21 protein-coding genes are annotated in these 24,952 nt (G+C 69.4%); 8 read left to right on the top strand and 13 right to left on the bottom strand.

Going from position 1 to position 24,952, the window contains the following annotated elements; genetic code table 11:
* Positions 1-48: 48 nt before the first annotated feature.
* Positions 49-1,038, top strand: a complete 990-nt coding sequence (gene hemB / locus ACZ4M8_RS22580) for a porphobilinogen synthase (RefSeq protein ID WP_467609958.1) — start codon at positions 49-51, stop codon at positions 1,036-1,038.
* A gap of 61 nt (positions 1,039-1,099) precedes the next feature.
* Here the strand turns inward: hemB and ACZ4M8_RS22575 are convergent, their stop codons facing one another.
* On the bottom strand, positions 1,100-1,969 hold the full coding sequence (locus tag ACZ4M8_RS22575; RefSeq protein WP_467609956.1) for a LysR family transcriptional regulator: 870 nt from the start codon (positions 1,967-1,969) through the stop codon (positions 1,100-1,102).
* 210 nt (positions 1,970-2,179) lie between these two features.
* Between ACZ4M8_RS22575 and ACZ4M8_RS22570 the strand changes: the two genes are divergently transcribed.
* Complete coding sequence (locus tag ACZ4M8_RS22570; RefSeq protein WP_467609954.1) at positions 2,180-3,220, top strand: nitronate monooxygenase; 1,041 nt, start codon at positions 2,180-2,182, stop codon at positions 3,218-3,220.
* Between the two features lie 57 nt (positions 3,221-3,277).
* Here the strand turns inward: ACZ4M8_RS22570 and ACZ4M8_RS22565 are convergent, their stop codons facing one another.
* The 5 genes from ACZ4M8_RS22565 to ACZ4M8_RS22545 all read right to left on the bottom strand — a co-directional run bounded on the left by ACZ4M8_RS22565 (position 3,278) and on the right by ACZ4M8_RS22545 (position 7,784).
* On the bottom strand, positions 3,278-4,018 hold the full coding sequence (locus ACZ4M8_RS22565; protein ID WP_467609952.1) for an ABC transporter ATP-binding protein: 741 nt from the start codon (positions 4,016-4,018) through the stop codon (positions 3,278-3,280).
* Positions 4,015-4,605 carry a hypothetical protein gene (locus tag ACZ4M8_RS22560; RefSeq protein WP_467609950.1) on the bottom strand — a complete coding sequence of 197 codons (591 nt, stop codon included), beginning with the start codon at positions 4,603-4,605 and terminating at the stop codon, positions 4,015-4,017. Before ACZ4M8_RS22560 ends, ACZ4M8_RS22565 begins: the two co-directional genes overlap by 4 nt.
* Positions 4,602-5,879 carry a DUF7224 domain-containing protein gene (locus tag ACZ4M8_RS22555; RefSeq protein ID WP_467609948.1) on the bottom strand — a complete coding sequence of 426 codons (1,278 nt, stop codon included), beginning with the start codon at positions 5,877-5,879 and terminating at the stop codon, positions 4,602-4,604. Before ACZ4M8_RS22555 ends, ACZ4M8_RS22560 begins: the two co-directional genes overlap by 4 nt.
* A gap of 171 nt (positions 5,880-6,050) precedes the next feature.
* A complete protein-coding gene (locus tag ACZ4M8_RS22550; protein WP_467609946.1) occupies positions 6,051-6,482 on the bottom strand; it encodes a hypothetical protein in 432 nt (143 codons plus the stop codon).
* A gap of 192 nt (positions 6,483-6,674) precedes the next feature.
* Positions 6,675-7,784 carry a YeiH family protein gene (locus ACZ4M8_RS22545; RefSeq protein WP_467609944.1) on the bottom strand — a complete coding sequence of 370 codons (1,110 nt, stop codon included), beginning with the start codon at positions 7,782-7,784 and terminating at the stop codon, positions 6,675-6,677.
* 70 nt (positions 7,785-7,854) lie between these two features.
* Here ACZ4M8_RS22545 and ACZ4M8_RS22540 point away from each other — a divergent pair, with 70 nt between their 5' ends.
* Complete coding sequence (locus tag ACZ4M8_RS22540; RefSeq protein ID WP_467609942.1) at positions 7,855-8,829, top strand: LysR family transcriptional regulator; 975 nt, start codon at positions 7,855-7,857, stop codon at positions 8,827-8,829.
* Between the two features lie 89 nt (positions 8,830-8,918).
* Here ACZ4M8_RS22540 and argS read toward each other — a convergent pair whose 3' ends face one another.
* Positions 8,919-10,697 carry an arginine--tRNA ligase gene (argS, locus tag ACZ4M8_RS22535; protein ID WP_467609940.1) on the bottom strand — a complete coding sequence of 593 codons (1,779 nt, stop codon included), beginning with the start codon at positions 10,695-10,697 and terminating at the stop codon, positions 8,919-8,921.
* A gap of 177 nt (positions 10,698-10,874) precedes the next feature.
* Between argS and lysS the strand changes: the two genes are divergently transcribed.
* The gene (gene lysS, locus ACZ4M8_RS22530) at positions 10,875-12,629 is read left to right on the top strand and encodes a lysine--tRNA ligase (protein WP_467609938.1); all 1,755 of its coding nucleotides are present in this window, start codon (positions 10,875-10,877) and stop codon (positions 12,627-12,629) included.
* A 90-nt stretch (positions 12,630-12,719) separates the two neighbouring features.
* On the opposite strand, the gene ACZ4M8_RS22525 is transcribed toward lysS, so the two are convergent.
* Both ACZ4M8_RS22525 and ACZ4M8_RS22520 read right to left on the bottom strand, forming a co-directional pair.
* The gene (locus ACZ4M8_RS22525; RefSeq protein WP_467609936.1) at positions 12,720-13,601 is read right to left on the bottom strand and encodes a DUF3558 family protein; all 882 of its coding nucleotides are present in this window, start codon (positions 13,599-13,601) and stop codon (positions 12,720-12,722) included.
* A 213-nt stretch (positions 13,602-13,814) separates the two neighbouring features.
* Complete coding sequence (locus ACZ4M8_RS22520) at positions 13,815-14,726, bottom strand: hypothetical protein (protein ID WP_467609934.1); 912 nt, start codon at positions 14,724-14,726, stop codon at positions 13,815-13,817.
* Positions 14,727-14,896: 170 nt separating this feature from the next.
* Between ACZ4M8_RS22520 and ACZ4M8_RS22515 the strand changes: the two genes are divergently transcribed.
* Positions 14,897-16,153, top strand: a complete 1,257-nt coding sequence (locus tag ACZ4M8_RS22515; RefSeq protein WP_467609932.1) for an RtcB family protein — start codon at positions 14,897-14,899, stop codon at positions 16,151-16,153.
* 257 nt (positions 16,154-16,410) lie between these two features.
* On the opposite strand, the gene ACZ4M8_RS22510 is transcribed toward ACZ4M8_RS22515, so the two are convergent.
* Both ACZ4M8_RS22510 and ACZ4M8_RS22505 read right to left on the bottom strand, forming a co-directional pair.
* Positions 16,411-16,785 (bottom strand): hypothetical protein, encoded by a 375-nt coding sequence (locus ACZ4M8_RS22510; protein ID WP_467609930.1) that lies wholly within the window; start codon positions 16,783-16,785, stop codon positions 16,411-16,413.
* A 66-nt stretch (positions 16,786-16,851) separates the two neighbouring features.
* Positions 16,852-17,247, bottom strand: coding sequence for a hypothetical protein (locus ACZ4M8_RS22505; RefSeq protein ID WP_467609929.1), 396 nt, complete (start codon positions 17,245-17,247; stop codon positions 16,852-16,854).
* Between the two features lie 159 nt (positions 17,248-17,406).
* Between ACZ4M8_RS22505 and ACZ4M8_RS22500 the strand changes: the two genes are divergently transcribed.
* Positions 17,407-20,214, top strand: a complete 2,808-nt coding sequence (locus ACZ4M8_RS22500) for a hypothetical protein (protein WP_467609927.1) — start codon at positions 17,407-17,409, stop codon at positions 20,212-20,214.
* A gap of 169 nt (positions 20,215-20,383) precedes the next feature.
* Here ACZ4M8_RS22500 and ACZ4M8_RS22495 read toward each other — a convergent pair whose 3' ends face one another.
* Both ACZ4M8_RS22495 and ACZ4M8_RS22490 read right to left on the bottom strand, forming a co-directional pair.
* On the bottom strand, positions 20,384-20,935 hold the full coding sequence (locus tag ACZ4M8_RS22495) for a GNAT family N-acetyltransferase (RefSeq protein ID WP_467609925.1): 552 nt from the start codon (positions 20,933-20,935) through the stop codon (positions 20,384-20,386).
* Complete coding sequence (locus tag ACZ4M8_RS22490) at positions 20,932-22,176, bottom strand: XRE family transcriptional regulator (RefSeq protein ID WP_467609923.1); 1,245 nt, start codon at positions 22,174-22,176, stop codon at positions 20,932-20,934. Before ACZ4M8_RS22490 ends, ACZ4M8_RS22495 begins: the two co-directional genes overlap by 4 nt.
* Before the next feature lie 196 nt (positions 22,177-22,372).
* On the opposite strand from ACZ4M8_RS22490, the gene ACZ4M8_RS22485 reads away from it, so the two are divergent.
* Complete coding sequence (locus tag ACZ4M8_RS22485; protein WP_467609921.1) at positions 22,373-22,747, top strand: hypothetical protein; 375 nt, start codon at positions 22,373-22,375, stop codon at positions 22,745-22,747.
* 186 nt (positions 22,748-22,933) lie between these two features.
* A complete protein-coding gene (locus ACZ4M8_RS22480) occupies positions 22,934-23,575 on the top strand; it encodes a hypothetical protein (protein WP_467609919.1) in 642 nt (213 codons plus the stop codon).
* Positions 23,576-24,952: the final 1,377 nt, after the last annotated feature.

The raw sequence follows: 24,952 nt of genomic DNA, 5'->3' as shown, positions 1-24,952 counted from the left end.
ACGCCGCGTCGGCAAAGGCAGCGGGAAGGCGGGCGTAGCGTGGACGGCATGACGAAGTACGGAACCTTCCCCGGCGCGCGGCCCCGGCGGCTGCGGACCACCCCCGCCATGCGGCGGATGGTTGCCGAACACCGTTTGCACCCGGCCGATCTGATCCTCCCGGCGTTCGTCCGCGAGGGGATCTCGGAGCCGGTGCCGATCTCGGCGATGCCCGGCGTCGTCCAGCACACCCGCGACACGCTCCGTAAGGCGGCGGTCGAGGCGCTGGAGGCGGGCGTCTCCGGGATCATGCTCTTCGGCGTGCCCGAGGAGGCGAAGAAGGACGCGGCGGGCACCGTCGGCACCGACCCGGACGGCATCCTCCAGGTCGCGCTGCGGGACGTGCGCGCCGAGGTCGGCGACGATCTGGTGATCATGTCGGACCTGTGCCTGGACGAGTTCACCGACCACGGCCACTGCGGGGTGCTGGACGCGGACGGCCGGGTCGACAACGACGCGACGCTGGAGCGGTACGCCGAGATGGCGCAGGTCCAGGCGGACGCGGGCGCCCATGTGGTGGCGCCCAGCGGGATGATGGACGGTCAGGTCGGCGTCATCCGGGACGCGCTGGACCAGACCGGCCACGAGGACGTGTCGGTCCTGGCGTACACCGCGAAGTACTCGTCGGCGTTCTACGGGCCGTTCCGCGAGGCGGTCGGCTCGTCGCTGCGGGGCGACCGCAAGACCTACCAGCAGGACCCGGCGAACCTGCGCGAGTCGATGCGGGAGCTGGCGCTCGACCTCGACGAGGGCGCCGACATGGTGATGGTCAAGCCGGCGCTGCCCTATCTCGATGTGCTGGCGAAGGTCGCGGACGCGGTGGACGTACCGGTCGCCGCGTACCAGATCTCCGGGGAGCTGGCGATGGTCGAGGCGGCGGCGGAGAAGGGCTGGATCGACCGGGACAAGGCGATCCTGGAGACGCTGACCGGCATCAAGCGGGCGGGCGCCGATCTGATCCTGACGTACTGGGCGACGGAGGTCGCGCGTGGGCTGTGAGCGGGAGCGCGCCCGTGGGGTGCGCACCCGGTGGTGCGGCGTCCGGTGACCGTGGAGGCGGTCACCGGACGCCGTCGTCGCTCCCGGCGGCAGCGGCGGTGGCGGCGTGCAGGAACGCGCGGAGCAGCGGGCGGCGCGCGTCGGCGGTGAGGTGGACGAGGCGGACGGGGACGGCGGGGGCGCCGGTCAGGGGGACGAAGCGGACGCCGGAGTGGGTGACGCGGCGGGCGGCCGGCGCCGGGACGACGCCGACGCCGCGGTCGGCGGCGACGGTCTCCAGCCATTCGTCGTAATTGGCGCACGGAATGACCGTGCGCGGGGCGGCCCCGGCGGGCCAGGAATCGGGGGTGGTGGTGCCGGTGACGGTATTCACCACCAGCGGCCACGCGGGCAATTCCGACCAGTCGAGGCTTTCCCGGTCCGCGAGAAAGGAAGAAGCCGACACGGCGGCGACGCGTTCCTCGTCGAAGAGCGGATGGACAGCCGCCCCGGCGGGCGCGGTGTGCCCGCGGAACACGGCGATGTCGACGGTCGCCGAGGCGAGGGCGGCGGCCGGATCGTCGACGCGTACGAGGGTGACCTCCGCGTCGGTGGCCCGCTCGAAACGGGCGAGGGTGCGCTGCGCCCACGGGTCGGGCAGCAGCCAGCTGAAGCCGAGGCGGAGCGTGCGGTGGGCGCGCGTCTCCCGGACCGCGCGGTCGAGGTCGCCGAGGACGCGGCGGGCGTGGCCGAGGAAGTCCCGGCCCGCGGGGGTGAGGGCGGTGTGCCGGGACGAGCGGTCGACCAGGCGGACGTCCAACGCCGCCTCCAGCTGCTGGATCGTGCGGGAGAGCGCGGGCTGGGTGAGGTGGGAGGCGGCCGCGGCGCGGGTGTAGGAGCCGTGGTCGGCGAGCGCGGTGAAAGCGCGCAGATGCCGCAATTCCAGATCCATGTCCGCGAAGCATAGTTCAGCGCCCGGAAGCATTTCCCGGCGCTGCGCCGGCTCCGTAAAGTGGCGGAGCGGCCGGGTTTTCCGGGCGGTTTCCGCTTTCGGCCCGTTCCGGCTTCCGGCCTTTCGCCGATTTCCGGTGGCGGGCCGGGAGGCCGTGTATTCCGGTTCGCCGGCCACGTCAGTTCCGTGCCCCGCACCGAAGGAGCCACCGTGTTCGACCTGTCCCAGTTGCGTATCCCGCTCGTGCAGGCGCCGATGGCCGGGGGCCCGGGTTCCGTCGCACTGGCGGTCGCCGTGAGCCGGGCCGGTGGCCTCGGCACCCTCGCCGCCGGGTACAAGACCCCGGCGCGGCTCGCCGAGGAGATCGCCGGGGTGCGGGCGGGGACCGGCGCGCCGTTCGGGGTCAACGTCTTCGTCCCGCAGGACGTCCCGCACCCGGACACGGTCGCGCCGTACCGCGCGGAGCTGGCGGCGGAGGCGGCGCGCCGTTCGGTGACGCTGCCCGAGCCCGACCGGGACGACACCGACTTCTGGGACGAGAAGATCGCGCTGCTGACCAAGGACCCGGTGCCGGTCGTGTCGTTCACCTTCGGCGCGCCGCCCGCCGAGGTGGCCGGGGCGCTGCGGCGGGCGGGCAGCCGGGTGGTCGTGACGGTCACCACGCCCGCCGAGGCGGCTCGGGCCGAGGCGGCGGGCGCCGACGCGCTCTGTGTGCAGGGCCCGGAGGCGGGCGGCCACCGCGGCACCTTCGACCCGTACGCCGAGCCGGACCCGACGCCGCTGGCCGCGCTGCTGCCGGCCGTCGCGGCGGGCACCCGGCTGCCGCTGATCGCGGCCGGCGGCCTGGCGACCGGCGCGGACATCGCGGCCGTCCTGGCCGCCGGGGCGACGGCGGCACAGCTGGGCACCGCGTACCTGCGGACCCCGGAGGCCGGTACGGACCCGGCGTACCGGGAGGCGCTGACCGGTCCGGAGTTCACCGCCACGGCCGTCACCCGGGCGTTCTCCGGCCGCTGCGCCCGCGGACTGCGCAACCGCTTCATCGAGGACCACGACGCGACCGCCCCGGCCGCCTACCCGCTCGTCAACCAGCTCACCAAGCCCCTGCGGGCCGCCGCCGCGGCCGCGGGCGACGCCCACGGCCTGAGCCTGTGGGCGGGCGTCAACCACCGCGGCACCCGGGCCGTCCCGGCGGGGGAGCTGACGGCGGCGCTGTGGGCGGAGGCGGCGGCGGTGTCGTCGGCTTCGTGACGGCGGGCCGGTGCGGTGGCCCGCCACCGCGGGCACGCGGGCCGGTGCGTCGGCGGATCAAGGAGCGGCGTAAGCGCCCAGCAGGGCTGTGTATGCCTCTTCCGCCGCACGGGCCGGGGCGCTCCCGTGGGGGGCGTGAGCGAGGAACGCGGCGGTGGTGCCTGAGTGCAGGAGCCGGCCGTCGTGCAGGACCGCCACATGGCCGGCCTCTTCGGCGAGGTCGGTGACGTCGTGGGTGGAGAGCAGAACTCGTACACGGTCGGTCAGCCCGCCCAGCAGGGTGCGGAAGACGCGCCGCTGGTGCGGGTCCATGCCGGCGGTGGGCTCGTCGAGGAGCAGGACCCGGGCGTCGTGGACCAGCGCGCCTGCGACACCGACGCGACGCAGTTGCCCGCCGGAGAGCCGGTCGGTGCGGACACCGGACCGCTCGCCGAGCTCGACGGCGGCGAGGGCTCCGGCGGACCGGTCCCACGCGTCGCTGCGGCTCAACCCCTTCAGCCAGCCCACGTAGGCGACGTATTCCCGCGCGGTGAGACCGGGCATGGCGGTGATGTGCTGCGGCATCCAGGCGACGGCGGCTCGGTACGCCGCACTGCGGGAGGACAGCCGTCCCAGACGGACGCTGCCGGAGCGCGGCTGCACCACGGCCGCCGCCAGCTTGAGCAGCGTCGATTTTCCGGCACCGTTGGGTCCGAGCAGGATGGTGAGGCCCTCCGGCAGCCGGAAGTCGAAGTCCCGCAGGACGGGGGCCTTGCGGCGGCCGTAGGAATAGGTGCAGGCAGTCAGTTCCAGGGTCATGACAGCTTCCTCGACATACGCGGCAGGGTCGCGATCCCGGCCAGGAACAGTGCGGCCGCCCCGAGGGCGGCGTGCGGGGCGCCGGGCGGTTCGGGCACCACGGTCCAGGGATACGGGTCGCCCGAAGCACGGAATCCCAGCAGGACGACGGCCATCAGCCAGGCGACCGGAACGAGAACGCCGCGCGGGCCGGTGACGGCCCGCGCACAGAGGAACAGCCCGGCGAGGAAGGCGGTGTTGCGCCCGGCGGCCGCCGCCTGTGTGGTGCCAGTGACGGGCACGAGCAGCAGCCCGAGGAGCACAGCTGTCATGACGACGGCTGTGACCAGCGTCGTGTCCCATCGGGCGACGCGGCGGGTACCCGAGACCTCGGCCGCGGGCAGCCGGGCGGACAGCACGACGGCGAGTCCGGCCACGACAGGCATGGGGGCGAAGGACGACAGCACCACGTTGCTCCCGCCGACGAGCGAGGGCAGCGCGACGAAGGCGTTGCGGGACACCAGGACGTACAGCAGATACGCGGCCAGCGCAGCCGGGAGGACGATCAGGGCGCGGCGTGCCTTGAGCCACCAGAGCAATTCCGTCACCCGCCGCCGTGGCACGCCTGACGGCGGCTTTCCTCGAACCAGCGGGCCTGTTCTGCGGCGGGCTCGCGGTACACCCTCCGCAGCAGCGTCTCCGCCGCCTTCCGTCCGCTCCGGGCGTCCGGGGCCTTCTCTTCGGACTGCCGGTGGCGCAGGGCCGACTCCTCGCCGGTGGTACGTGCTGCCCAGGAGGAGAGGGCGGTCGCCAGAACGGGGGAGGGGCGGCGGCAGCCGAGTCCGACGGCGGCGTCGGTGAGGAGTGCGCGGGCCTGTCCGGTGGCGGCCGCGGCGGAGAGCGGGATCTGCCACTCGCCGTGCCGGGAACGTCCGCCGAAACGCCCGTGGTTGATGCTGTCCGTGATGCGCCGTGGTGAGCGGTGGATGCCCGCCGCGGCGAAGTCCGCGAGGACGGACACGGCGGTGCGCCGCACGGCTTCCAGATGCTCCGACCGCTCCCGCGGCATGCACACCTCGGGTGCCGTTCCGGCGCAGCGCATCGCGCCGCGGCCGGTCGCCAGCGGTGGGTTGTGGTCCCAGTCGCCCACGAGGTGCAAGGCGCCCGCGGCCGGTACGACCGCGAGGGCGGCGGCCGGGACGAGGCGCAGCAGGCCACGCCGGACGGGAAGCCACAAGGCCGCCACCGCGAGGCCGATTCCTCCGGTGAACAACAGCGGCGGTGCGAGCGAGAGCCACGTCGCCTCCTCACCGAACATGAGGTCGCCCGGGAACTGCCCGGCCACATGGCGGGGCCGGTAATCCGTCGTGCTGTGGGAGAAGGCGACGAGGATCCACACGGCCACCGCGAGCAGAGGTGCGGAGATGAAGCGGGGGACGCGCTGCCCGGCACCGAACCCGATGACGGCGTGCGCGGCGCAGAGCACCACGGCCATGAGCAGCGGCTTGAGGCTCCCGGCGGTGGGAGTGGCCCCGGCGGCGACGAGCGCCAGCGCCGCCGGAAGTGTGAGAGTCAGCGACGCGGCGCAGACGACGGGCAGCAGGACCTCGGCCGCGACGCGGTACCGGGACCGGGCCGGAGCCAGGTCCCACACCCCGTACTCCTTGAGCCGCCCGCTCTCCCAGGCACCCAGGCACGATGCCATGGCGTACGCGAACGCGTACATGGGGGTGAGCGAGAGGGAGACGGCACGCGGCGCGTAGCGCAGGCCGTCATCCACAACCGGAAGGACGGTGACGAAGAAGTAGAAGGACGTCAGCGGGATGGCGAAGAGGGCGCCCCATGCGGCGCTGCTGCTGCGGAACCGCAGTAAGAATCTCAAAGTTTCTCCGATGGGGAGCGGTGCCCGTGCCTCCGGGCGCCGGTGAGCCGGCACGGCTTCGACGGTCCCGGGCCGGCCACGGACCGCCGCCGGATTCTCAAGGTGGCGGCGGCCCGCATACCGTGCTTCTGCATTTCCGGTGGTGTGGCGGCGAGTTCCCCGAAATCGCTGCTATTTATCAGCCGCACTGGTGTCGACGGCGACTTTTTCCACATCGACGTAAGCATTTCCGGCTTTGTTGCTCACGCCCGTGATGGCGAAGTAGTAATTTCCACTCGGGAGATTGTGCCACTCGCCCATGGAGCTGTCCGACGAGTTGAAGCAGGCGGTGAAACGCTTTTCGTCGTAGCCCGGGTCGGGCTGGAAAGGGAGGTCGCGGTAGTACCGGATGTCCGCGTTGTGGGACGTGGACCCCGACCCCGAGACGTAGCAGCCCTTCCACCAGAGCTGTGAGTAGGAACCGTCGGCCCAGCGCCGGGACTCGAAGCCGTCCCCGCCGTCCTTGATGGAGCTGGTCCAGTTCGCCCAGGCGGCCGGTGCGGCGGCGAGGAGAAAAGCGCCGCTTATGCCGATGACTGCCGCAACTCTTTTCTTTTTTAACACTGATTCCCCCCCGTGGGGATATTTTCCAGGGCGCTTTGATGCGACCTTGGGTGCCCAGTGATATTAAAGAGGTTCCCTTGTGTTGTCAAAAGGTTCTTGCTGGTTGGTTTTTGGTGCGTGAAGGGAAAAGCGGGGCAGCGAATTCCGCTGCCCCGCGGTTGTGCCGGGGGGATGCCTGCAGGGCCCGTCCCCTCACGTGAACGCCCAGATCCCCGCCAGCGACAACGCCCCCGCCAGCACCGTCGAGCCGGCTCCGAGGGCTACCGGGCGGGCGCCCGTGCGGATCAGTGACATCAGGTGGACCGAGGTGCCGAGGCCGAAGAGGGCGCCGGCCAGCAGCAGGGTGGTCAGGGTCTGGGCGGCGGTCAGGACGGACGCGGGCAGGACGCCGGAGCTGCGGACGGCGACCATCGCGATGAAGCCGAGGACGAAGAGCGGGACCAGGGGAGGGCGCTTGCCGGTGGCGTCGGCGGTGCCCCTGCGGCGGCGGAGGACGCTGTAGCCGGCGATGAGGGGGGCGAGCAGGACGACGCGGGTCAGCTTGACGACGGTGGCGACGGCGAGGGCGGCGGGCCCGGCGACCGAGGCGGTGGCGACGACCTGGGCGACCTCGTGGACGCTCGCACCGGACCAGACGCCGAAGGCGGTGTCGGACAGGCCCAGCGGGTGCTGGAGCAGCGGCAGCAGCACGATCGCCAGGCTGCCGAAGATCGTCACCAGGGCGACGCCGGTGGCGAGGTCCTCCTCGTCGCTGTCGCTGACCGCGTCCATCGCCGCGGCGGCGGAGGCGCCGCAGATCGAGAAGCCGGTGGAGACCAGCAGGGTGGTGCCGGGGCGGACGCCCAGCCGGCGGCCCAGCCACATCGTCCCGGCGAACGTCCCGGCGACGGTCACCGCGACCACCAGCAGCACCCCGGGGTCGAGCTGGAGCACCTGGGAGAGCGCGAGCTGGAGGCCCAGCAGGACGACGCCGGTGCGCAGCAGCTTCCTGGTGGCGAGCTTCGCGCCGGGCAGCACCCGGTCGCCGAGCAGCCCGGTGTTGCGGGCCAGCGCGCCCAGCAGCACCGCGATCGTCAGGGCGCTGACCGCCGGGACGAGCCGGTTGAGCCCGTACGAGACGGCGACGCCGACGACGACCACCGCCAGCCCCGGTCCGTGGTGGGCGAGCCACCCGGAGCCCTTGCCGGCACCGGGCGCGGGCCGTTCCGAAGAGGGCGGCGCGGCGCTCGGCGGGAGGGGAGTGGCGGCCGGTTCCGGGTCGCTGCGGTGGTCGGGGCGGGCGGTCCCGTCAAGAGAGGGCATGCCCTGATCGTCCGATCGGGGGACACCTCGCGGTAGCCACCAACCCCCTATGCACCCATAGACTTGTGCTATGGACGGCCAATACGCTATGAGGACGGACCTGCGGTCGCTGGAGATGCTGCTCGCGGTCGTCGACCAGGGCAGCATCGGTGGCGCCGCGCGGGCCCTGCAGGTCGCGCAGCCCTCCGTCACCAACCGCATCAAACGGCTGGAGCGGCACCTCGGGCTGACCCTCGTCGTCCGCTCGCCGCGCGGCTGTCGGCTCACCGACGAGGGCGTGGCGGTCGCCGACTGGGCCCGCGAAGTCCTCAGCGCCTCCGACCAGTTGGAGACCGGCGTCGCGGCCCTGCGCCGCAGCCACGACTCCCAGCTCAGCGTCTCCGCGAGCCTGACCGTCGCGGAGTACCTGCTGCCCCGGTGGCTCGCCGACCTGCGGCTGCGCTCACCGCGGACGGGGGTGGCGCTGCGGATGTGCAACTCCGAGCAGGTCGCCCAGGACGTGCTGCACGGCGCCGCCGACCTCGGCTTCATCGAGGGCCCGCGCACCACCGGCGGACTGCACGCCCGGGTCGTCGCCGTCGACGACCTCGTCCTCGTCGTCGCGCCCGGCCACCCCTGGTCCCGGCGCCGCCGCCCGCTCACCGCCGCCGAACTGGCCGCCACCCCGCTCATCGCCCGCGAGAAGGGCTCCGGCACCCGCGACACCCTCGACCACGCCCTCGTCCGCGCCGGGGCGGCGGGCTCCGCCGCGCCCCGTCTCGAACTCGCCTCGACCGCCGCGATCCGTACGGCGGTGCTCACCGGGCAGGGCGTCGGCGTCCTCAGCCGGTTCGCGATCAGCGACGACATCCGGGGCGGGCGGCTGCGCGAGGTCGCCGTCGAGGACGTCGATCTGCGCCGGCGGCTGCGGGCCATCTGGCGCGCCGGGTCCCAGCTCTCCGGACCCGCCGCCGACCTCACCAACTGCGCCCTGCAGTCGAGTTGGGGCCGCCCCGCCCCCGCGACCCGTCCGCGTACCGCTCCGGCGGAGCCGGCGGCGGGCTGACCCGGGCCGTCCGCGGACGGCCCCGAGGACGCGTACGGCCCCGGCGGGAAACCGGGGCCGTACGGTGCGCCGGGCGGGCGCGGGACGGATCAGAGGCGCTCGGGGGTGCGGATGCCCAGCAGCGCCATGCCCTGGTGGAGGGTGCGGGCGGTCAGGTCGCAGAGGAAGAGGCGGTTCTCCACCTGCTCGGGCGTCTCGGCCTTCAGGACCGGGCACTGGTCGTAGAAGGTCGTGTAGAGCGACGCGAGCTGGTAGAGGTACGCGGTCACCTTGTGCGGCGCGTACTCGGCGGCGGCGTCCGCGACGGTCTCCGCGAACTGGTCCAGGTGCAGTCCGAGCGCCCGCTCCGCCGGGGCCAGCGCCAGCTCCGGGTGGGCGGCGGGCGCCGCGTCGCCCGCCTTGCGCAGGATCGACTTGATCCGGGCGTGCGCGTACTGGATGTAGACCGAGGTGTCGCCGTTGAGCGAGACCATCTGGTCGAGGTCGAACTTGTAGTCGCGGTTGGCGGAGGTGGACAGGTCCGCGTACTTCACCGCGCCGATGCCGACCTGGGCGCCGCGCTCGGTGATCTCCTCCTCCGTCAGGTCCTGGGCCTTCTCCCGGACGACGGCCGCCGCCCGGTCGATCGCCTCGTCGAGGAGGTCCACCAGCCGCACCGTCTCGCCCGCGCGGGTCTTGAACGGCTTGCCGTCCGCGCCGAGGACGGTGCCGAACGCCAGCTGCTGGGCGGTGGTGCCGTCCTTCAGCCAGCCCGCCCGGCGCGCCGTCTCGAAGACCATCTTGAAGTGCAGCGACTGCCGGGCGTCGACGACGTACAGCAGGGTGTCGGCGCCGAGCTCGCCGACCCGGTCGCGGATGGCGGAGAGGTCGGTGGCGGCGTAGCCGAAGCCGCCGTCGGACTTCTGGACGATCAGCGGGACGGGGTTGCCGTCCGGGCCCTTGACGTCGTCGAAGAAGACACAGAGCGCGCCGTTGGAGCGGACCGCGACGCCCGACTCCTCCAGCAGGCGGCAGGTCTCGGCGAGCATGTCGTTGTAGCCCGACTCACCGACCACGTCGGCGTCGTGGATCTCCATGTCGAGCTTGTTGAAGACGGAGTAGAAGTAGACCTTCGACTCGTCGACGAACTTCTGCCACAGCGCGAGGGTCTCCTCATCGCCCGCCTGGAGGTCGACGACCCGGCGGCGGGCCCGGTCCTTGAACTCCTCGTCGGAGTCGAAGAGCGCCCGGGACGCCTTGTAGAGGCGGTTGAGGTTGGACATCGCCGCCTCACCGGCCTGCTGCGACGCCTCCTCGGGCTTCTCGGCGGCCTGGTGGTCCAGCTCCTGCGGGTGCTCGATGAGGTACTGGATGAGCATGCCGAACTGGGTGCCCCAGTCGCCGATGTGGTGGCGGCGGACCACCTTCTCGCCGGTGAACTCCAGGATCTGCACGACGGCGTCGCCGATCACCGCGGACCGCAGGTGGCCGACGTGCATCTCCTTGGCGACGTTCGGCTGCGCGTAGTCGATCACCGTCGTGCCGGGCTGCTCGGCGTACGGAACGCCCAGCCGGTCGTCGGCGGCGCGGGCGGCCAGCGTCGTCACGATCGCCTCGTCGCTGAGGGTGATGTTGAGGAAGCCGGGGCCGGAGACCTCGATGTCCTTGATCAGCTCGGGCGCGGAGATCTCCCCGACGACCTTCCCGGCCAGCTCCCGCGGGTTGCCCTTCAGCTTCTTCGCGAGCGCCAGCATGCCGTTGGCCTGGAAGTCGGCCCGGTCGCTGCGTCGCAGCAGCGGGTCGGCGGGGCCGGCCTCCGGCAGGGCTGCCGAGAGGGCGTCCGCGACGCGCTGGTGGACCGTAGCTGCGAGGGAGGGGACCGAAGCCATGGGGTGCTGCCGTTCCGTTGAAGGCGATCAGGGAAGTTGATCTGTCGGTAAAGGGTTTGCGGTCAGTATTCCACGGCGGTTCCATCGGTTTTCCGTCTGGGAGAATGGGGGAACCGGGCGCGTGCCCGGCACAGCAACCGTGAGCGAACGAACGCAGCGCGCAGCGCGGAGAGCGCCGTGAGCGCAGAAGAGGAAGGGCCGACCGTGGCTCAGAGCACCGAGACAGCCGACTGGGTCTCCCGTTACGCGGATGAGGTCATCGCCGAGTCGGAGCGTCGCGCGCCTGGCAAACCGGTCGTCGTCGCCTCCGGCCTGTCGCCCTCCGGCCCGATCCACCTCGGCAATCTCCGCGAGGTCATGACCCCGCACCTCGTCGCCGACGAGATCCGCCGCCGCGGCCACCAGGTCCGGCACCTGATCTCCTGGGACGACTACGACCGCTACCGCAAGGTCCCCGCGGGCGTCGACGGCGTCGACGAGTCCTGGGCCGAGCACATCGGCAAGCCGCTGACCTCCGTCCCGGCGCCCAAGGGCTCCACGTATCCGAACTGGGCCGAGCACTTCAAGGCCGCGATGGCCGCCGCTCTGACCGAGCTGGGCGTGGAATACGACGGCATCAGCCAGACCGCGCAGTACACCTCGGGCGTCTACCGCGAGCAGATCCTGCACGCGATGAGGCACCGCGGCGACATCGACGCGATCCTGGCGCAGTACCGCACCAAGAAGGCGCCCGCCAAGAAGTCGCAGAAGCCCGTCGACGAGGCGGAGCTGGAGGCGGCCGAGGGCTCCGGCGCCGCCGCGGAGGACGACGGCAGCGCCGGCGGCGCGGGCTACTTCCCGTACAAGCCGTACTGCGCCGGGTGCGGCAAGGACCTCACCACCGTCACCGCCTACGACGACGCCACCACCGAGCTGACGTACACCTGCGCCTGCGGCCACGGTGAGACGGTCCGCCTCGCCGAGTTCAACCGCGGCAAGCTGGTCTGGAAGGTCGACTGGCCGATGCGCTGGGCCTACGAGGGCGTGATCTTCGAGCCGTCCGGTGTCGACCACTCATCGCCGGGCTCGTCGTTCCAGGTCGGCGGCCAGATCGTCGGCATCTTCGACGGCACGCAGCCGATCGGCCCGATGTACGCCTTCGTCGGCATCAGCGGGATGGCCAAGATGTCGTCGTCCAAGGGCGGCGTGCCGACCCCGGCCGACGCGCTGAAGATCATGGAGCCGCAGCTGCTGCGCTGGCTCTACGCCCGCCGCCGCCCCAACCAGTCCTTCAAGATCGCCTTCGACCAGGAGATCCAGCGGCTGTACGACGAGTGGGACCGCCTCGGCGCGAAGGTCGCCGACGGCTCCGCGCTCCCCGCGGACGCCGCCGCGTACGCCCGTGCCGTCGGCACCGCCGCCGGTGAGCTGCCGAAGACGCCGCGTCCGCTGCCGTACCGCACGCTCGCCTCCGTCGCCGACATCACCGCCGGCCACGACGAGCAGACCCGCCGCATCCTCAGCGACCTGGACCCGGCCCACCCGGTCACCTCGCTCGACGAGGTCCGGCCCCGCCTCGACCGCGCCGAGCACTGGATCACCAGCCAGGTCCCGGCCGATCAGCGGACCATCGTCCGCGCCGAGCCGGACGCCGAGCTGCTGGGCTCGCTGGACGACGCGGCGCGCGCCTCGCTGCGGCTGCTGCTCGACGGACTGGAGACGCACTGGTCGCTCGACGGCCTGACGCACCTCGTGTACGGCGTGCCGAAGGTGCAGGCCGGGTTCGCGGCGGATGCCACGCCGAAGGAGCTGCCGCCGGAGATCAAGGTCGCCCAGCGGACGTTCTTCGCGCTCCTGTACCACTTGCTGGTCGGCAAGGACACCGGCCCGCGGCTGCCCACCCTGCTGCTCGCGGTCGGCGCCGATCGCGTCCGCACGCTGCTGGGCGGCTGACCCGGCCGGTACGCGGTCCGTACGCGACGGCGCCCGCCATCCCCTCGGGGGTGGCGGGCGCCGTCGCGTACGGGGGCGGGCCGTGAGGCGTCAGCTCTTGGCGTCCTTGGAGTCGTCCGCGCCCTTGGCGTCCTTGCCGTCCTTCGCGTCCTTGCCGTCGGACTTGCCGTCCTCGGACTTGTCGCCGTCCTTGGACTTCTCGTCCTTCTCGGCCTTGTCGGTGGGCTTGCCGCCGGCGCTCTCGGAGGCGTCCGGGGCGGCGGGCTTGCCGGTCGCCGCCTCCAGCGCCTCCTTGGCCGCCTTCTCCGCGTCCTTCAGCAGGTCACTGGCGTCGGGGGTGTCCCCGCCGGCCAGCCCGGCGCCGTTGTAGTTCAGCGTCAGCACGATGTTGGCGGCGCGGACCACGACCGTCTGGTTGCGGTAGTCGTTGCCCTTGCTCTTCATGTTGTACGTGATCCAGGTCGCCGCGTCGCCGGTGCCGTCGACCGCGCCGGACTTCACCTTCGTGGCGTCCTTGGTGGCCTTCGCCAGCTCGACCTGCTTGGCGTAGAACTCCTCGGCGCGCTTCTCACCGGTGGCGTTCACCGCCGCCTCGGAGTCGTACCGCTTGAAGCTGACGTCCAGCCAGCGGAACTGGCTGCCGTCGACGCCCTCGGACTTCGAGCTGTACCAGGAGCAGGTGGCGCTGGTGTTCGGGTCGGAGCTCTTGCCCTTCTCACCGGCGTCGTTCTTCGGCTTGGGCAGCAGCTGCTTGAGCGTGCCGTTGGAGAACACCGTGCACGGGTCGGGCAGCTTCGCGTACTTCGCCGGGGCCAGGCTCGGCGACGCCTTGCCCGCGGAGGTGGCGGACGACGCGGAGTCCGAGGCGTCGGCGGCGTCCTTCGAGCCGGAGTCGGAGCAACCGGCGACGAGCATCACCGGTACGGCCGCGCAGGCGAGAATGCTGGCGAGTCGCTTGGATGAACGGTGCATGGTTCCTTCGCTGTTCGTCGTTGTTCCGGCACATCAAGGCCGTTCCGGTGCGCCGGAACGTACGGCACCGGCGGTGTCCGGACCAGGGCGTACGGCGACAGACCCTAGACCGCACCGTACGTGGCGCGCGGACGATTCGCCCCGTAGATCACCTGGCGAAACGGACTGTTCGGCGACAAGCCGACAGAAGGATCAATCACCGCGAAGGGCGCATTACTCGCTGAGCGAGTCGGCCAGCTCCTCGGCCAGCGCATGGGCCTTGTCCTGCAGTTCCCCGCTTTCGGGGACCCGCGTCTTGTCGGTCGACCACTGGTCGTAGGTGAGTGTCACGATCACGTTCGACGTGCGGAACACCACAGTGATGTCGCGGTGCACCCCGGAGTCCGCCGTGGCCAGCGCGTCCTGGAGGAAACCCGCGTCACCGAGGTCGTCCAGGGTGTGCGCGGTGGTCCCGGTGGACGGCGAACCGCTCGGCGCGCCGCCCTTGCCGTCCTTGCCCTTGCCGCCGGAGCCGCCGTCCGCCCGGACCCCGCCCGCGGCGTCACCGGCCGCCCGCCGCGCCTCGGTCCCGCCGTCCTTGCCGTCCTTACCGCCCTTGCCGTCCTTCTTCCCGGGCTCCGAGGACGAACTGGGCGCGTCGCTCGGCGGCGCGGACTCCGTCCCCTCCTGCGGCACCCCCGCGGCCAGCGCCCGCTCCCCGTACAGCTCCCGCGCCCGGTCGTCGTCGCTGGTCTTCGTGGAGTACGAGACGACCCGCTGGATGTCGAGGGTCAGATGCCGGGTCCCGGCGGTGGACTCCCGCTTCCAGCGGCAGCCGACGCGGCGGTCCGTGTCGTACGTGACATCGGCCTGCCCGCCGTAGACCTGCGCGGCTTCCTCGCCGGTCAACCGCTTGCCGTCGCCGGGCAGCAGGGACCGTACGGTCGACTCGGCGGGCAGCCGGCAGGCGTCGGGGAGCGTCGAGTAGCGGCCCGGCTGACCGGACTGCGCCAGCGCCGCCGGGTCACCGCCCTTCTCGTCGGCGCCGCCCGTGGCGGAGGAGCCGCCCGAGCAGCCGGCGAGGCCGACGGTCAGTGCCGCGACGGCCGCCAGTGCGGCAGTGGGGACGAACGACCTGCGCTGCATCGTCCGGTGCTCCTTCCTGCGAATGCCCGGGAAATCCGGTTGCCGCCGGACGGCGGGCGATGGACACAATGTCTACCGCACGTCTCACCGCAGGCGCCGTCCGACCGTCCCGCATCGCATGGATGGTCCGCGTTTTGCGTTCTATGTCTTTTCGGGGGAATGAGGAAGGTATGTCGTACACCGAGCTGCCCGGTGCGCAGGTGCCGATCCGGATGTGGGCCGACCCGTCCACCGTCGAGGGCGCCGCGATGCAGCAGCTGCGCAACGTCGCCACCCTGCCGTGGATCAAGGGCCTCGCCGTGATGCCCGACGTCCACTACGGCAAGGGCGCCACCGTCGGCTCGGTCATCGCCATGCACGGCGCGGTCTGCCCCGCCGCCGTCGGCGTCGACATCGGCTGCGGCATGTCCGCCGTCAAGACCTCCCTCACCGCCGCCGACCTGCCCGACGACCTCTCCCACCTGCGCTCCCGCATCGAACGGGCCATCCCCGTCGGCCGCGGTATGCACGACGAGCCGGTCGACCCGGGCGCCCTGCACGGCTACCCGACGGCCGGCTGGGACGACTTCTGGTCCCGTTTCGACGGCGTGGCCGAGGCGGTCCGCTTCCGCCAGGACCGCGCCACCAAGCAGATGGGCTCCCTCGGCTCCGGCAACCACTTCATCGAGTGCTGCCTCGACGAGGACGGCGCCGTCTGGCTGATGCTCCACTCCGGCTCCCGCAACATCGGCAAGGAGCTGGCGGACTTCCACATCGGCCAGGCCCAGAAGCTCCCGCACAACCAGGGCCTCGTCGACCGCGACCTCGCCGTCTTCATCGCCGACACCCCGCAGATGGCCGCGTACCGCAACGACCTCTTCTGGGCCCAGGAGTACGCCAAGCACAACCGCGCCGTGATGATGGCCCTCTTCCAGGACGTCATCCGCAAGGAGTTCCGCAAGGCCCGCCCGGCCTTCGACCCTGTCATCAGCTGCCAGCAGGAAGATAGTCAAGGTCAGATGAGGACGGTCGAGTACCGCCCTGGCGTGATCAGCTGCCATCACAACTATGTCAGCGAAGAAACGTACGACGGGATGAACCTGCTCGTGACCCGCAAGGGCGCGATCAGTGCGCGCGGTGGGGAGTGGGGGATCATCCCGGGGTCGATGGGCACCGAGTCGTACATCGTCCGTGGTCTGGGCAACGAGAAGTCCTTCAATTCGGCCTCGCACGGCGCCGGCCGTCGGATGAGCCGGAACGCTGCGAAGAAGCGGTTCTCGACGCGGGACCTGGAGCAGCAGACGGCGGGTGTGGAGTGCCGTAAGGACTCCGGCGTCGTGGACGAGATCCCGGGCGCGTACAAGCCGATCGGCAAGGTGATCGAGCAGCAGCGGGATCTGGTGCAGGTCGTGGCGAAGCTGAAGCAGGTCGTCTGCGTGAAGGGGTGAGACGGCGGCTTCGCCTGGGCGAACTTGACCCCGGTCGGCGGCTCTGCGGCCACTACGTCACGTGGTGACTCTGTGGCCCTTCGCTGTCGGGGTGTCGCCGCTGTGGGTTCAGAGTCATAGCCGCTGTAGGCAGAGGGCTCCTGGCCAGGGAAGGGAATTCCCCGGTAGGGGCCCTCTGCAATCCCAGTTGTCCGTAGCGGTCTACCTGTCCTCGGTCTGAAGGGCCAGAGGAAGTGGCCGGTTCCGCCTGTGGCCCACTAGATATTGGTGCGACCGCCGAAGTATCCAGGGACCTCGGCGTTCAGGGTCTCCTTAACATTCTGATACACGCTGAAGTGGGACAGCGGAGTGTGGTGGAGCGCGAACCGAAGGTCCCTGACCAAATCGGCCAGCATCACTTCCTTTCCTGCCTCGGGTGCGTGCCGCTTCGCTTCGGCCAGAAGGTCAGAGAAGAGTGACACCGCACTGTTGCGGTTTGTCTCCCACAGCCAGGCGAATACGTTTCCGAATGGGTCTCCCGGGTGGGCTACGCCACCATCGGCGTAACTCCTGGCAAGCTCGATCCCTTCATGGCAGACGAACCCCGTGAGCAGGTGTTCGTACGTGCGTAGCGGGACCTCGGCGTTGTTCACTTCCACTCCCTTTGATGCAGCTGACAGGCTGTGCTTGGCGAACTCGAGGGCGATGCAGGTACGGACTCAGCTCGCATTGCCGTACTGAGCTCGCAGCCTGCTTACCAGCCCAGTGATCTCGGTCGGGGTAAACGCCGTGACCTCTGCGTTCTCGACGTCTCTGACTGCGGCCTCCCACCGGCCTCGGCGGTCTCTGGCAACCTGGATCGGTGGCTCATTCAGCCACTCGCGATCGATGCCCCGTCGCACGACCACGCCGATGAGCGCTGGATATTCCGGCATGAGGCCGAGCAAGGAGCCAGGAGTCATCAACAGGTCAGCGAGCGCTTCGATCGCGTCGTTGCCCCGCACTCCCTCGGAGGTGAAACGGAACTGCCCGTCCCCCTGATCCATCAGGGTCACGGCCAAGTACGTACAGTCCTCGAAGCGCTCCCACGGTGGAATTCTCCAGGAGAAGGTCATGGCCTCATCTTCCCCTCGTTTGCAAGAAGTTGATGGCGTATCGGACACACTCTGCGTAACGGTGATGTGATCCAGCCACGCTCCCGATTACACCTGCTCCTCACGCTGGGGCGGCGCTAGCATCCGCGAACTGAAAAGTCTAGGGAGGGCCGCCAACGGATGCTGCTGTCGCTTCTGCGCATACCCTGGCTGCGTCCCGTGGTGCAGCTGTTCCAGCACTTCGTAAAGCCTCATCGCGACCTCATCTATGAACGGTGCGTTGAGGCAGCGCTTGATGACCCAGGCAGGGCCCGAAAGCTGGGTAAAAGGCCAGGAACCTCCCGCGCGGACGTACTGCAAGGGATGCAGCACTCTTCGTACCGCAATGCCGCCTATGTCCAATCTGGCGGCTTGGACCGGGCCGACTACGACAGGTCTGTCGTCAATCTGGAACGTGCACGGGCGAAGCAGCAGGCCGCAGTGGACATGGCCGAGTGGAACTGGAAAGCCGTCTGCGGTCTGCTGGCTGTAGCTGTCCTGATCGTGCTCATCATCGGCGGCCCCATAGCCCTGGTGCTCGCCCTCGGGGGCGTAGCCCTAATGGTCTTCGTTCTGTTCTGGAGCGGCAGTGCGGTGTGGTTCAACCTCCGGTACTGCCTCCTCGCTGCAGTACTCGGTATCCCGTGCGTAGTCATACGTACCGAACTCGGCTGGCACGCGGCAGTGTGGGGAGAGACCCTCCTCAAGGACGGGGTCGTGCCTGTGATGGATGGCATGATCCGCCATCTGATGGGCGAAGACCCAGACTCCCTGTTCGTCTCGCAGGGGACATCGAAGGGTCTGCGCGCGCCACGCGCACCGGGCTATGTCGTCCGAACCGAAGCCATGGAGCAGCTGCACCGCAAGCTCAACCACCTGGGCGAGGGCACCATCGCGGTCTGCGGCCCTCGAGGCGTGGGCAAGTCCACCCTGCTCGAGAGTGCCACAGAGGAAGCCGACTTCGGTGTCCTGATCCAGGCACCTGCCACTTATGCCCCGCACGACTTCCTGGTGTCGCTCTCCGTGCGCCTGTGCCAGGACTACATCTCGTACGAGGGCTATCAGGCTCCCGATTTCACACGTCTGTCACCGTTCCATCGGCTCCTGAAGGGCGCGCGCCGCAAGATCAAAGCGCTGGGTGTTTGGTCGTTTTTCGCGTTGCCGGCTGCCGCGCTCCTTGTTCTGGGCGTCTCATCGCCCGCCCGCTCCCTGTATGCCCAGTACGGGAAGGCGGCTTTCGACCAGGCGCAGACCTGGGTGGATGCCGTTGAACGCTGGCTGATGGACGTGTGGAACGGACACACCGGTGCCACCGCAGTTGTGATCAGCATCGTCGGCATCGCTTGGTTCCTCTCCCGCCACGACCCATGGATTCTGCGGTGCCTTGGGCGCCTGTGGGCCAAATGCGGAGCCATGCTCGGTATCGTGATCGCCCTAGGCAGCTTGGCGAGCGCGCCCTTCGATTCTCAACTCCAGCAGCTCGTCCGCAATGTGCCGCCAGTTACCGGCCTGGTGGCCGTGCTGTTGATCGGCGGGTGGGCGTGGGCCTTTGTTACGAGTAACACCACCATGGCTCGCGTTGAGATCGGGCGATGGACGCTGTACGCCGATGATGTTTGCCAGGTCCTCGCCACCTGTCTGGGCACATACCTTCTGTACTTCCTCATCAGCACACCCGAGACCTGCGCGATGCTCGCCGACCCGGAAAACCCCCTCCGAATTGCCGGGCTGGTGGCTGGCACCTTGCTCGCCCGCGCGGCCGGTTGGCGGCCCGCCCCCGCGGAACCCGCGCTCGTCACCCGTTGCCGTAACCACCTCTACCGCCTACAGACCGTCCAGACGACGACCAACACCCTGACCAACGGCACCGCTGAGCTCATGACGTTAAGTGGTTCGCATGCCACGTCCGTCTCGACCGTTCCGCCCAACTTCCCCGCCCTGGTGGAGGAGTTCCGGGAGCTTTTGGCCTGCATCGCCGACGTGTTGGCCAGTCGAAGGAAGCGTGTCCTCATCGCCATCGACGAAGTCGACCGCCTTGGATCCGACGCTCAGGCCCTGGCCTTCCTAGCGGAGATCAAAGCCGTCCTAGGCGTCCGCCACGTCTATTACCTGATCTCGGTGGCCGAAGACGTTGGTGCAGCCTTTGTTCGCCGCGGCTTGCCCCATCGAGATGTCACCGATAGCTCGCTTGACGACATCATCCATGTCGAGGCATGCACTCTTGAGGAAGCCGGAACCATCCTCGGCAAGCGGTCAGAGGATCACACGCCGCACACCGTGTTCCTGGCGTACAGCCTCTCCGGGGGACTCCTACGCGATCTGCTGCGCTATAGCCTGCAGATCGAGGAAATACAAGCCAAGACCGAAGCCCACGAACTCGCACACCTATCCCGCCAGCTCATCCTGGAAGAACTCTCCGAAACTCTCGCAGGATTTCGCACGCTGCTGAGCAAGCAGCAATGGACGCAGGAAAGTAGCGATATCCTCAGCGACTTCCGCACGCTTTGCGGACATCTCAAGACCTCACAGTGCCTCTGCTTTGACCAGCCGCTGATGAGTGCTCTCGAATTCTTCGCTCACCAAGCTCCGGGTGCTCAGCCGAGTCACGCTGGTATCACCGACAATGCCCGCCAACTCATCGACGAAGCCGCTGCCTACAGCTACTTCTCCCTCACTCTACTGGAGATCTTCACCGCCTCTATGCTCGACCGACGTAGCGGAGAAGCCGCGGCACAAGGCGCTGACGGAGCTCGCGAGCGACTCGCCGAGGCTCGCCTCGAGCTCACCATCTCTCCCTACAGTGCACGCACCCTCATTGACAACATCCGCAGAGCCTGGTCCCTCAACGACAGCCCCAGCAGCGACTTAATCACAATCACCTTGCGTCAAATGAACTGCCCTTTTCATAGTTCAGGGACTGGTACTTTCTTTCGCAGGGGAGACAGTTGAGGATCACTGCTCCTCTACCCGCGGCCAATTACGTGTGCGGATATGTGTGATCGCGGGCCTCCGGGGCGTCGGTGCTTTCTGCGTCACGCCTCAGTCGGAGAAGGGGGAATTTGGCCGCACCAAGCGCTGGCGCCCTGGTTTACTGAAGCAGGGGCGAGTGGATCTGGCCTTACGAAGAGGCGGCGGCCCGCCTCCCCATGCAGGCCAACCGCGGTGCGTCTGGTGACAGTGGCTGTTGCTCCCCGATCACGATGTAGCCCCATCCTGCGTACAGGGCTTGGACCTTCCCGTCTCCGGCCTTGCTGTTCACGAACAGGGTGGCGTAGCGCTCGGGGCGGGCTTCCAATAGGTAGTCGTGCATCCGCAGGGCGATGCCCCGGCCGCGCCATGGCTTCACGATGCCAATCTCCTTGATCGCGACGGCTGGCCCGCTGGTGTACTCCTCCGGCGCTGGGGATTCCAACCGTGCCCACCATCGGTTCCCGGGCTCGATCGTGTTGGCGTAGGCGTAGCCGACGGGTTCGTCTTCTGCGTAGGCGACGACGGCTTCCCAGCCTGGTTCTGCCGCATGGCGGTCTAGGCGTTCTGTGAACGTGCTGACCTTGTAGTTCGGCAGGTGCAGCAGTTCGGACCGGACGTTCGCGTACAGGCCGGCAAGGGTCTGCCGGGTGACGGTGTCGAGCTTGGTGAAGCGGCGCAGGGTGATCGTGTCGGCGTTCATGTCAGGGCCTCTCGCTGGTACTGCGTCCAGGTGTGGAGGTGGGGGCTGTGGGGTGCGGTCTTGCGGAGATCGACGCTGAAGCTGTTGAGCATTCCGGCGACGCGTGGGTGTTGGGCGGTGTCGCGCGGGATGCGCATCGCCGAATTCACCGCCGGTTCGACGTCGCCCTGACCGAGCTGGGCGCGTGCGAGTCGCGCTGTGGTGATGGCGAGCGAACGGTGCATGTGCGGACGGAGCGTGCCCATGCAGCGGTGTGCGCGGGCCTCGGCCTCCTCCCAGTTGCCGAGCGCGAGATACGCGGCGAGACCGAGACTGTCCAGCTCGGACGGTCCGTAGAACGCCTTCAGCCACACCGGTCGGGGCTCGTCGGGACGTGTACGGCTCAGCGCTTCCTCGGCGTGCCCGAGGGATCGCCTTACGCCGGCCCGGTCTCCGGCCGCCCCTTGGAGTGCTGCGTGCCGGGCGTGACCGAGTGAGGCGAACAGCGGGTCGCGACGGGTGATGGGCAGGTTCCGGGCGACGTCGTTCGCTGCGAGACCTTCGGAGGGGCGACCCATGTGCCGGTAGAGAGTCCCGGCGTGCGACCAGATACGGAATTGGATCGCTTGGTCCCCTGACAGCGTGGCGAGGCTGGAGGCACGGTCGAGATGGCGCTGTGCTTCGGTGAAGCGGCGGCCGTCGATGGCTGCCCACATCGCCGACGAAGCGAATGCGGCGGCAGAAGCGTAGGCGTAGCTGCGGACTCGTTGGCTGGCGATTCCTGATTGCTGGAGGGCCAGTGCCTCGTCCGAGAGGGCAGCGGCCTGGCGTTCCACGGCGAGCTGACCGCCGTGCCGGTGATCGCTGGCAATGATGTCCGCGAACCGGCGGTTGAGGCGTTCCACATCCGATGTGCCGATGCGGCGGACCGGCGTGGCCGAAGCCACGACCGCCACGGCGAGGAAGTTGCGGCGATTCACGGGGTCCTCCTGTGGCGCTGGAGCAGACGACTGCTGGCCTCGCGGAACGAACCCTAAAGCCGTCGCCGGCACTCCGGTGACGTGCTCCAGGGCGGCGCGGGTGAGCGACTTCGGCCACCTGACACGGCCTGCTTTCCAGCTCCGTACCGATGAGCCGTCGAATCCGCCCAGGCGTCCCGTTAGCTCGCCGATGGCCTGGTTGACGGCTTCCGCAAGGGAGTTGGCGCTGTGCTTGTGCTCGGCCATCCAGGCCGTCAGCGCCTGGTTACGCGTCGCTGCCATGGCTTCACAGTAGGACGGCCCTCCCGGCCCACCTGGTAATCGCAAGGTCAAATCGCCCTAGGTGCGACGACACGAAGCCCAGCTCATCGCCCTAATTACCGGCCCCCAAAAGCCGTTTGAGTAAGGGACCGGCTCCGCCCCTCTTCCCCGTGGGGGTGGCGCCGCTACCCCGACTCCTCGCTTCCAGGAGGTACCCATGACAACCACGGGCGGCATGGACGCGGTGCTCTACGTCTGCGCGACTCGGCGCGGCCAACTTCGCGGCCTGGCCGAACAGCGCGCGGTGGAGGAAGGTCGGCGCTTCGCCGAGAAGCACGGCTTCCGTATCACGAAGCAGATCTCTGATCCCTACGGTGAGCCGAATCCGTGCGGGCGCCCTGGCTGGCTGCGGGTGAGGGGGATGGTCGAGCGCGGCGAAGTCGGTGTCGTGCTGACACGGTGGCCGAACGCCGTCTCCCCGACGCCGGAGTTGCGACACCCGGAGACGGGTCACCTCGTGAGCCATGGCGTGCAGTTGTTTTTCACCTGGGCACCGTTGAACGCGATGGCCGGCGTCGGGGGTGCGCGGTGAGTGGGCGTCATGCGCGACAGGAGGAACCGTCCCGTCTTGGACTCGCGGTGGCAGTGCTGGGGCTTCTCGGACTGACGCCGCCCGCTCTCGTGCTTGGCGGGGCGCGGGACGCTCATGCTGCCGTGCCCTCGGTGTCCCGCGCGGATGGAGACCAGCAGGCCGTTGCTGCGGTGCGGGATGGTGCGGATGCCAGGAGTGCCTGAGTGCCCGGTGCGTAAGCCGTCGATGGTGCCGTACGTCGCCGCATGGTCGGAGGAACTGACCGGTAGCGAAGAGATGCTGGATGTGAAGTGGGATGCGGCTGGTCCGAAGCTCGGGTACAAGGACGAACGTGCCTCGGACCGCGTCGGTCGTGACGAGGTGCTGTGGGCGCGGATGACCTACCAGCCCGGCGTGGGGCGGCCGCAGTTCAACTCCATGCACCCGGGGCGGCAGTACGTCGCCATGCGCTGGATGAAGTGCCAGATCTGCGGCGACACGGTGCCCCGCAGCAAGGACGGCTGGCTGTTCGTGGACTGGCGTAAGGACTACGACCCGCCGACCTGGCCGGAGGGCTCGGTGACGGCCATGCCGCCGCTGTGCGCGGACCACGCTCGGCTGTCCCTCGCTGAATGCCCCCACCTGCGGAACACGGACTTCCTTCTCCTGCATGTCCGGTCCCCGCGCATCTGGGGCTACTCCGGGGCCCCGTACAGGCTGACCGGCGACGGTTGGGCGGTGGGGGAGCGCGATGCCCTCCGCCGCGTCGGTGACCCGAGTCTTCGAGCGTTGCTCGCGTCGCGCGTCTACCGCGAACTGCGCAACGTCACCGTGGTGGACGCTGTCTGACCACAGGGCCGAGATGCCTGCCGACCGTGAGAAGCAGTGCTGGACTGCCTCGTGAGCCTTGCCGTACGTGGGCGATCTGGTTGGGGCATTCGCGGCGAGCCCCGGTGCCGATGGCGCCGGGGCTGTTGTCGTTCGTAGGGGCGGTCGGATTGGTGTGCACTGCTCGGCCTCAGCCACCGAAAGCCCGCCACGAGGCTCCGGCACATCGGCGATCACCCGTCACGTGTGCTGCGCTCAGCCCATGCGGGCCTGCACCACCCCATTTCATCTTTCGGTGACGCTGGCCCTCGCTGCTGCTGATGACCCGAGACGGTCAAGGCCGGGCAGGCTCGGACCCGGGTGCCCTGGGGCCGCGCACCCACTGCTTCGCCGTCCGGAGTGGGCAGTGGGCGGTGCTTGTGGGGGGGCGCCCTCTGAACCGCCGTGAGTGCTCCGTGCGGGCCTTGGTATCTCTCGCGCGCCAGTCACGGGCCGTTGCGAGCGGGGCGCAGACAGGAGCGGGCGGCGGCCGGGGGCGGCGCGCGGCGGGCCGCGTCAGCGGACCGCTCTTGAACCAGTAAAGGCGGTTTGAACGCACGCCCGGTTTCGGCGTCGCGTTGTCGCCTCGCTCTGGGGGGCGTTTGCCGTGCGTACGCCTGCCCCTGGGCCTCCCTGTCCGGAGACCGCGCATAGGCCATTGCCTGAATCCCTGAGTTCGCCCGATGCGGCGCGTGCTCTCGCGGCGGTGTGAGGCATGGGGGAGTGGCGCCCATCAGTAATTGATCTTGCTGTTTGGCGCGGCCGGAAATCGCGTCTACCTTGCTCTCCAGTCGGTCGAACCGCCGGCGTATGCGCAGCCGGAAAGCCTCTCCAGGGAAGGGTGTGGCATGGGGCTTATCGCTATTCGGGTACCCCAACAGGGCTTTCCGTGGGGGGTGTTGAGATGACGTGTGCCCCAAGCTGAAGGGATGCAGGAATCTAATTCCCGGAATTGTTTTCCGGGAATGACGGGTGGGACTTTTTCTCGGATTTCTGCTTGCATATTCACGAGGCCAGGGACGGACAGGGCGGCGCAACATAGCCGACGATCGGCGGTTGGGCAAACCGCCGATTCTCCGGAGACTTGTTGGTGCCGACGGAGCTTCCGTGTGGCGCTGTTCATCGTGTCCGTTGTCTTGAGGAGGTGTGTGTCTGCGGTGTCTCACTCGTCCCTGCTGGAGGGAGCACCCGTTGGAGGGCCGCCTTTACCAGGAGAACCCGGACTGGGGAATTTCGTGCCTACATCAGATCCTGAGTCCGGTCGCTGCCTGACCGTCCTGTTCCGTGCCGACCCAAGGAGTGTGTTGCAGAGATAACGATCTTCCTGGCCCTGATGCGCTGAGTGCGCGCAGTGGTCCG

It is taken from the genome of Streptomyces sp. NPDC027185 (assembly GCF_055567035.1).
The sequence above is the reverse complement of the archived record's forward strand: the minus strand, read 5'-3'. Positions and strand labels throughout refer to the sequence as shown.

Coding starts and splice junctions, on each gene's coding strand:
- argS (WP_467609940.1), bottom strand. CDS start 10,697: ATGGCTTCGGTCCCCTCCCTCGCAGCTACGGTCCACCAGCGCGTCGCG.
- ACZ4M8_RS22545 (WP_467609944.1), bottom strand. CDS start 7,784: ATGCCCTCTCTTGACGGGACCGCCCGCCCCGACCACCGCAGCGACCCG.
- ACZ4M8_RS22565 (WP_467609952.1), bottom strand. CDS start 4,018: ATGACCCTGGAACTGACTGCCTGCACCTATTCCTACGGCCGCCGCAAG.
- ACZ4M8_RS22500 (WP_467609927.1), top strand. CDS start 17,407: ATGCTGCTGTCGCTTCTGCGCATACCCTGGCTGCGTCCCGTGGTGCAG.
- ACZ4M8_RS22490 (WP_467609923.1), bottom strand. CDS start 22,176: ATGGCAGCGACGCGTAACCAGGCGCTGACGGCCTGGATGGCCGAGCAC.
- ACZ4M8_RS22540 (WP_467609942.1), top strand. CDS start 7,855: ATGGACGGCCAATACGCTATGAGGACGGACCTGCGGTCGCTGGAGATG.
- ACZ4M8_RS22485 (WP_467609921.1), top strand. CDS start 22,373: ATGACAACCACGGGCGGCATGGACGCGGTGCTCTACGTCTGCGCGACT.
- ACZ4M8_RS22520 (WP_467609934.1), bottom strand. CDS start 14,726: ATGCAGCGCAGGTCGTTCGTCCCCACTGCCGCACTGGCGGCCGTCGCG.
- hemB (WP_467609958.1), top strand. CDS start 49: ATGACGAAGTACGGAACCTTCCCCGGCGCGCGGCCCCGGCGGCTGCGG.
- ACZ4M8_RS22575 (WP_467609956.1), bottom strand. CDS start 1,969: ATGGATCTGGAATTGCGGCATCTGCGCGCTTTCACCGCGCTCGCCGAC.
- ACZ4M8_RS22505 (WP_467609929.1), bottom strand. CDS start 17,247: ATGACCTTCTCCTGGAGAATTCCACCGTGGGAGCGCTTCGAGGACTGT.
- ACZ4M8_RS22525 (WP_467609936.1), bottom strand. CDS start 13,601: ATGCACCGTTCATCCAAGCGACTCGCCAGCATTCTCGCCTGCGCGGCC.
- ACZ4M8_RS22495 (WP_467609925.1), bottom strand. CDS start 20,935: ATGAACGCCGACACGATCACCCTGCGCCGCTTCACCAAGCTCGACACC.
- ACZ4M8_RS22515 (WP_467609932.1), top strand. CDS start 14,897: ATGTCGTACACCGAGCTGCCCGGTGCGCAGGTGCCGATCCGGATGTGG.
- ACZ4M8_RS22480 (WP_467609919.1), top strand. CDS start 22,934: ATGCCAGGAGTGCCTGAGTGCCCGGTGCGTAAGCCGTCGATGGTGCCG.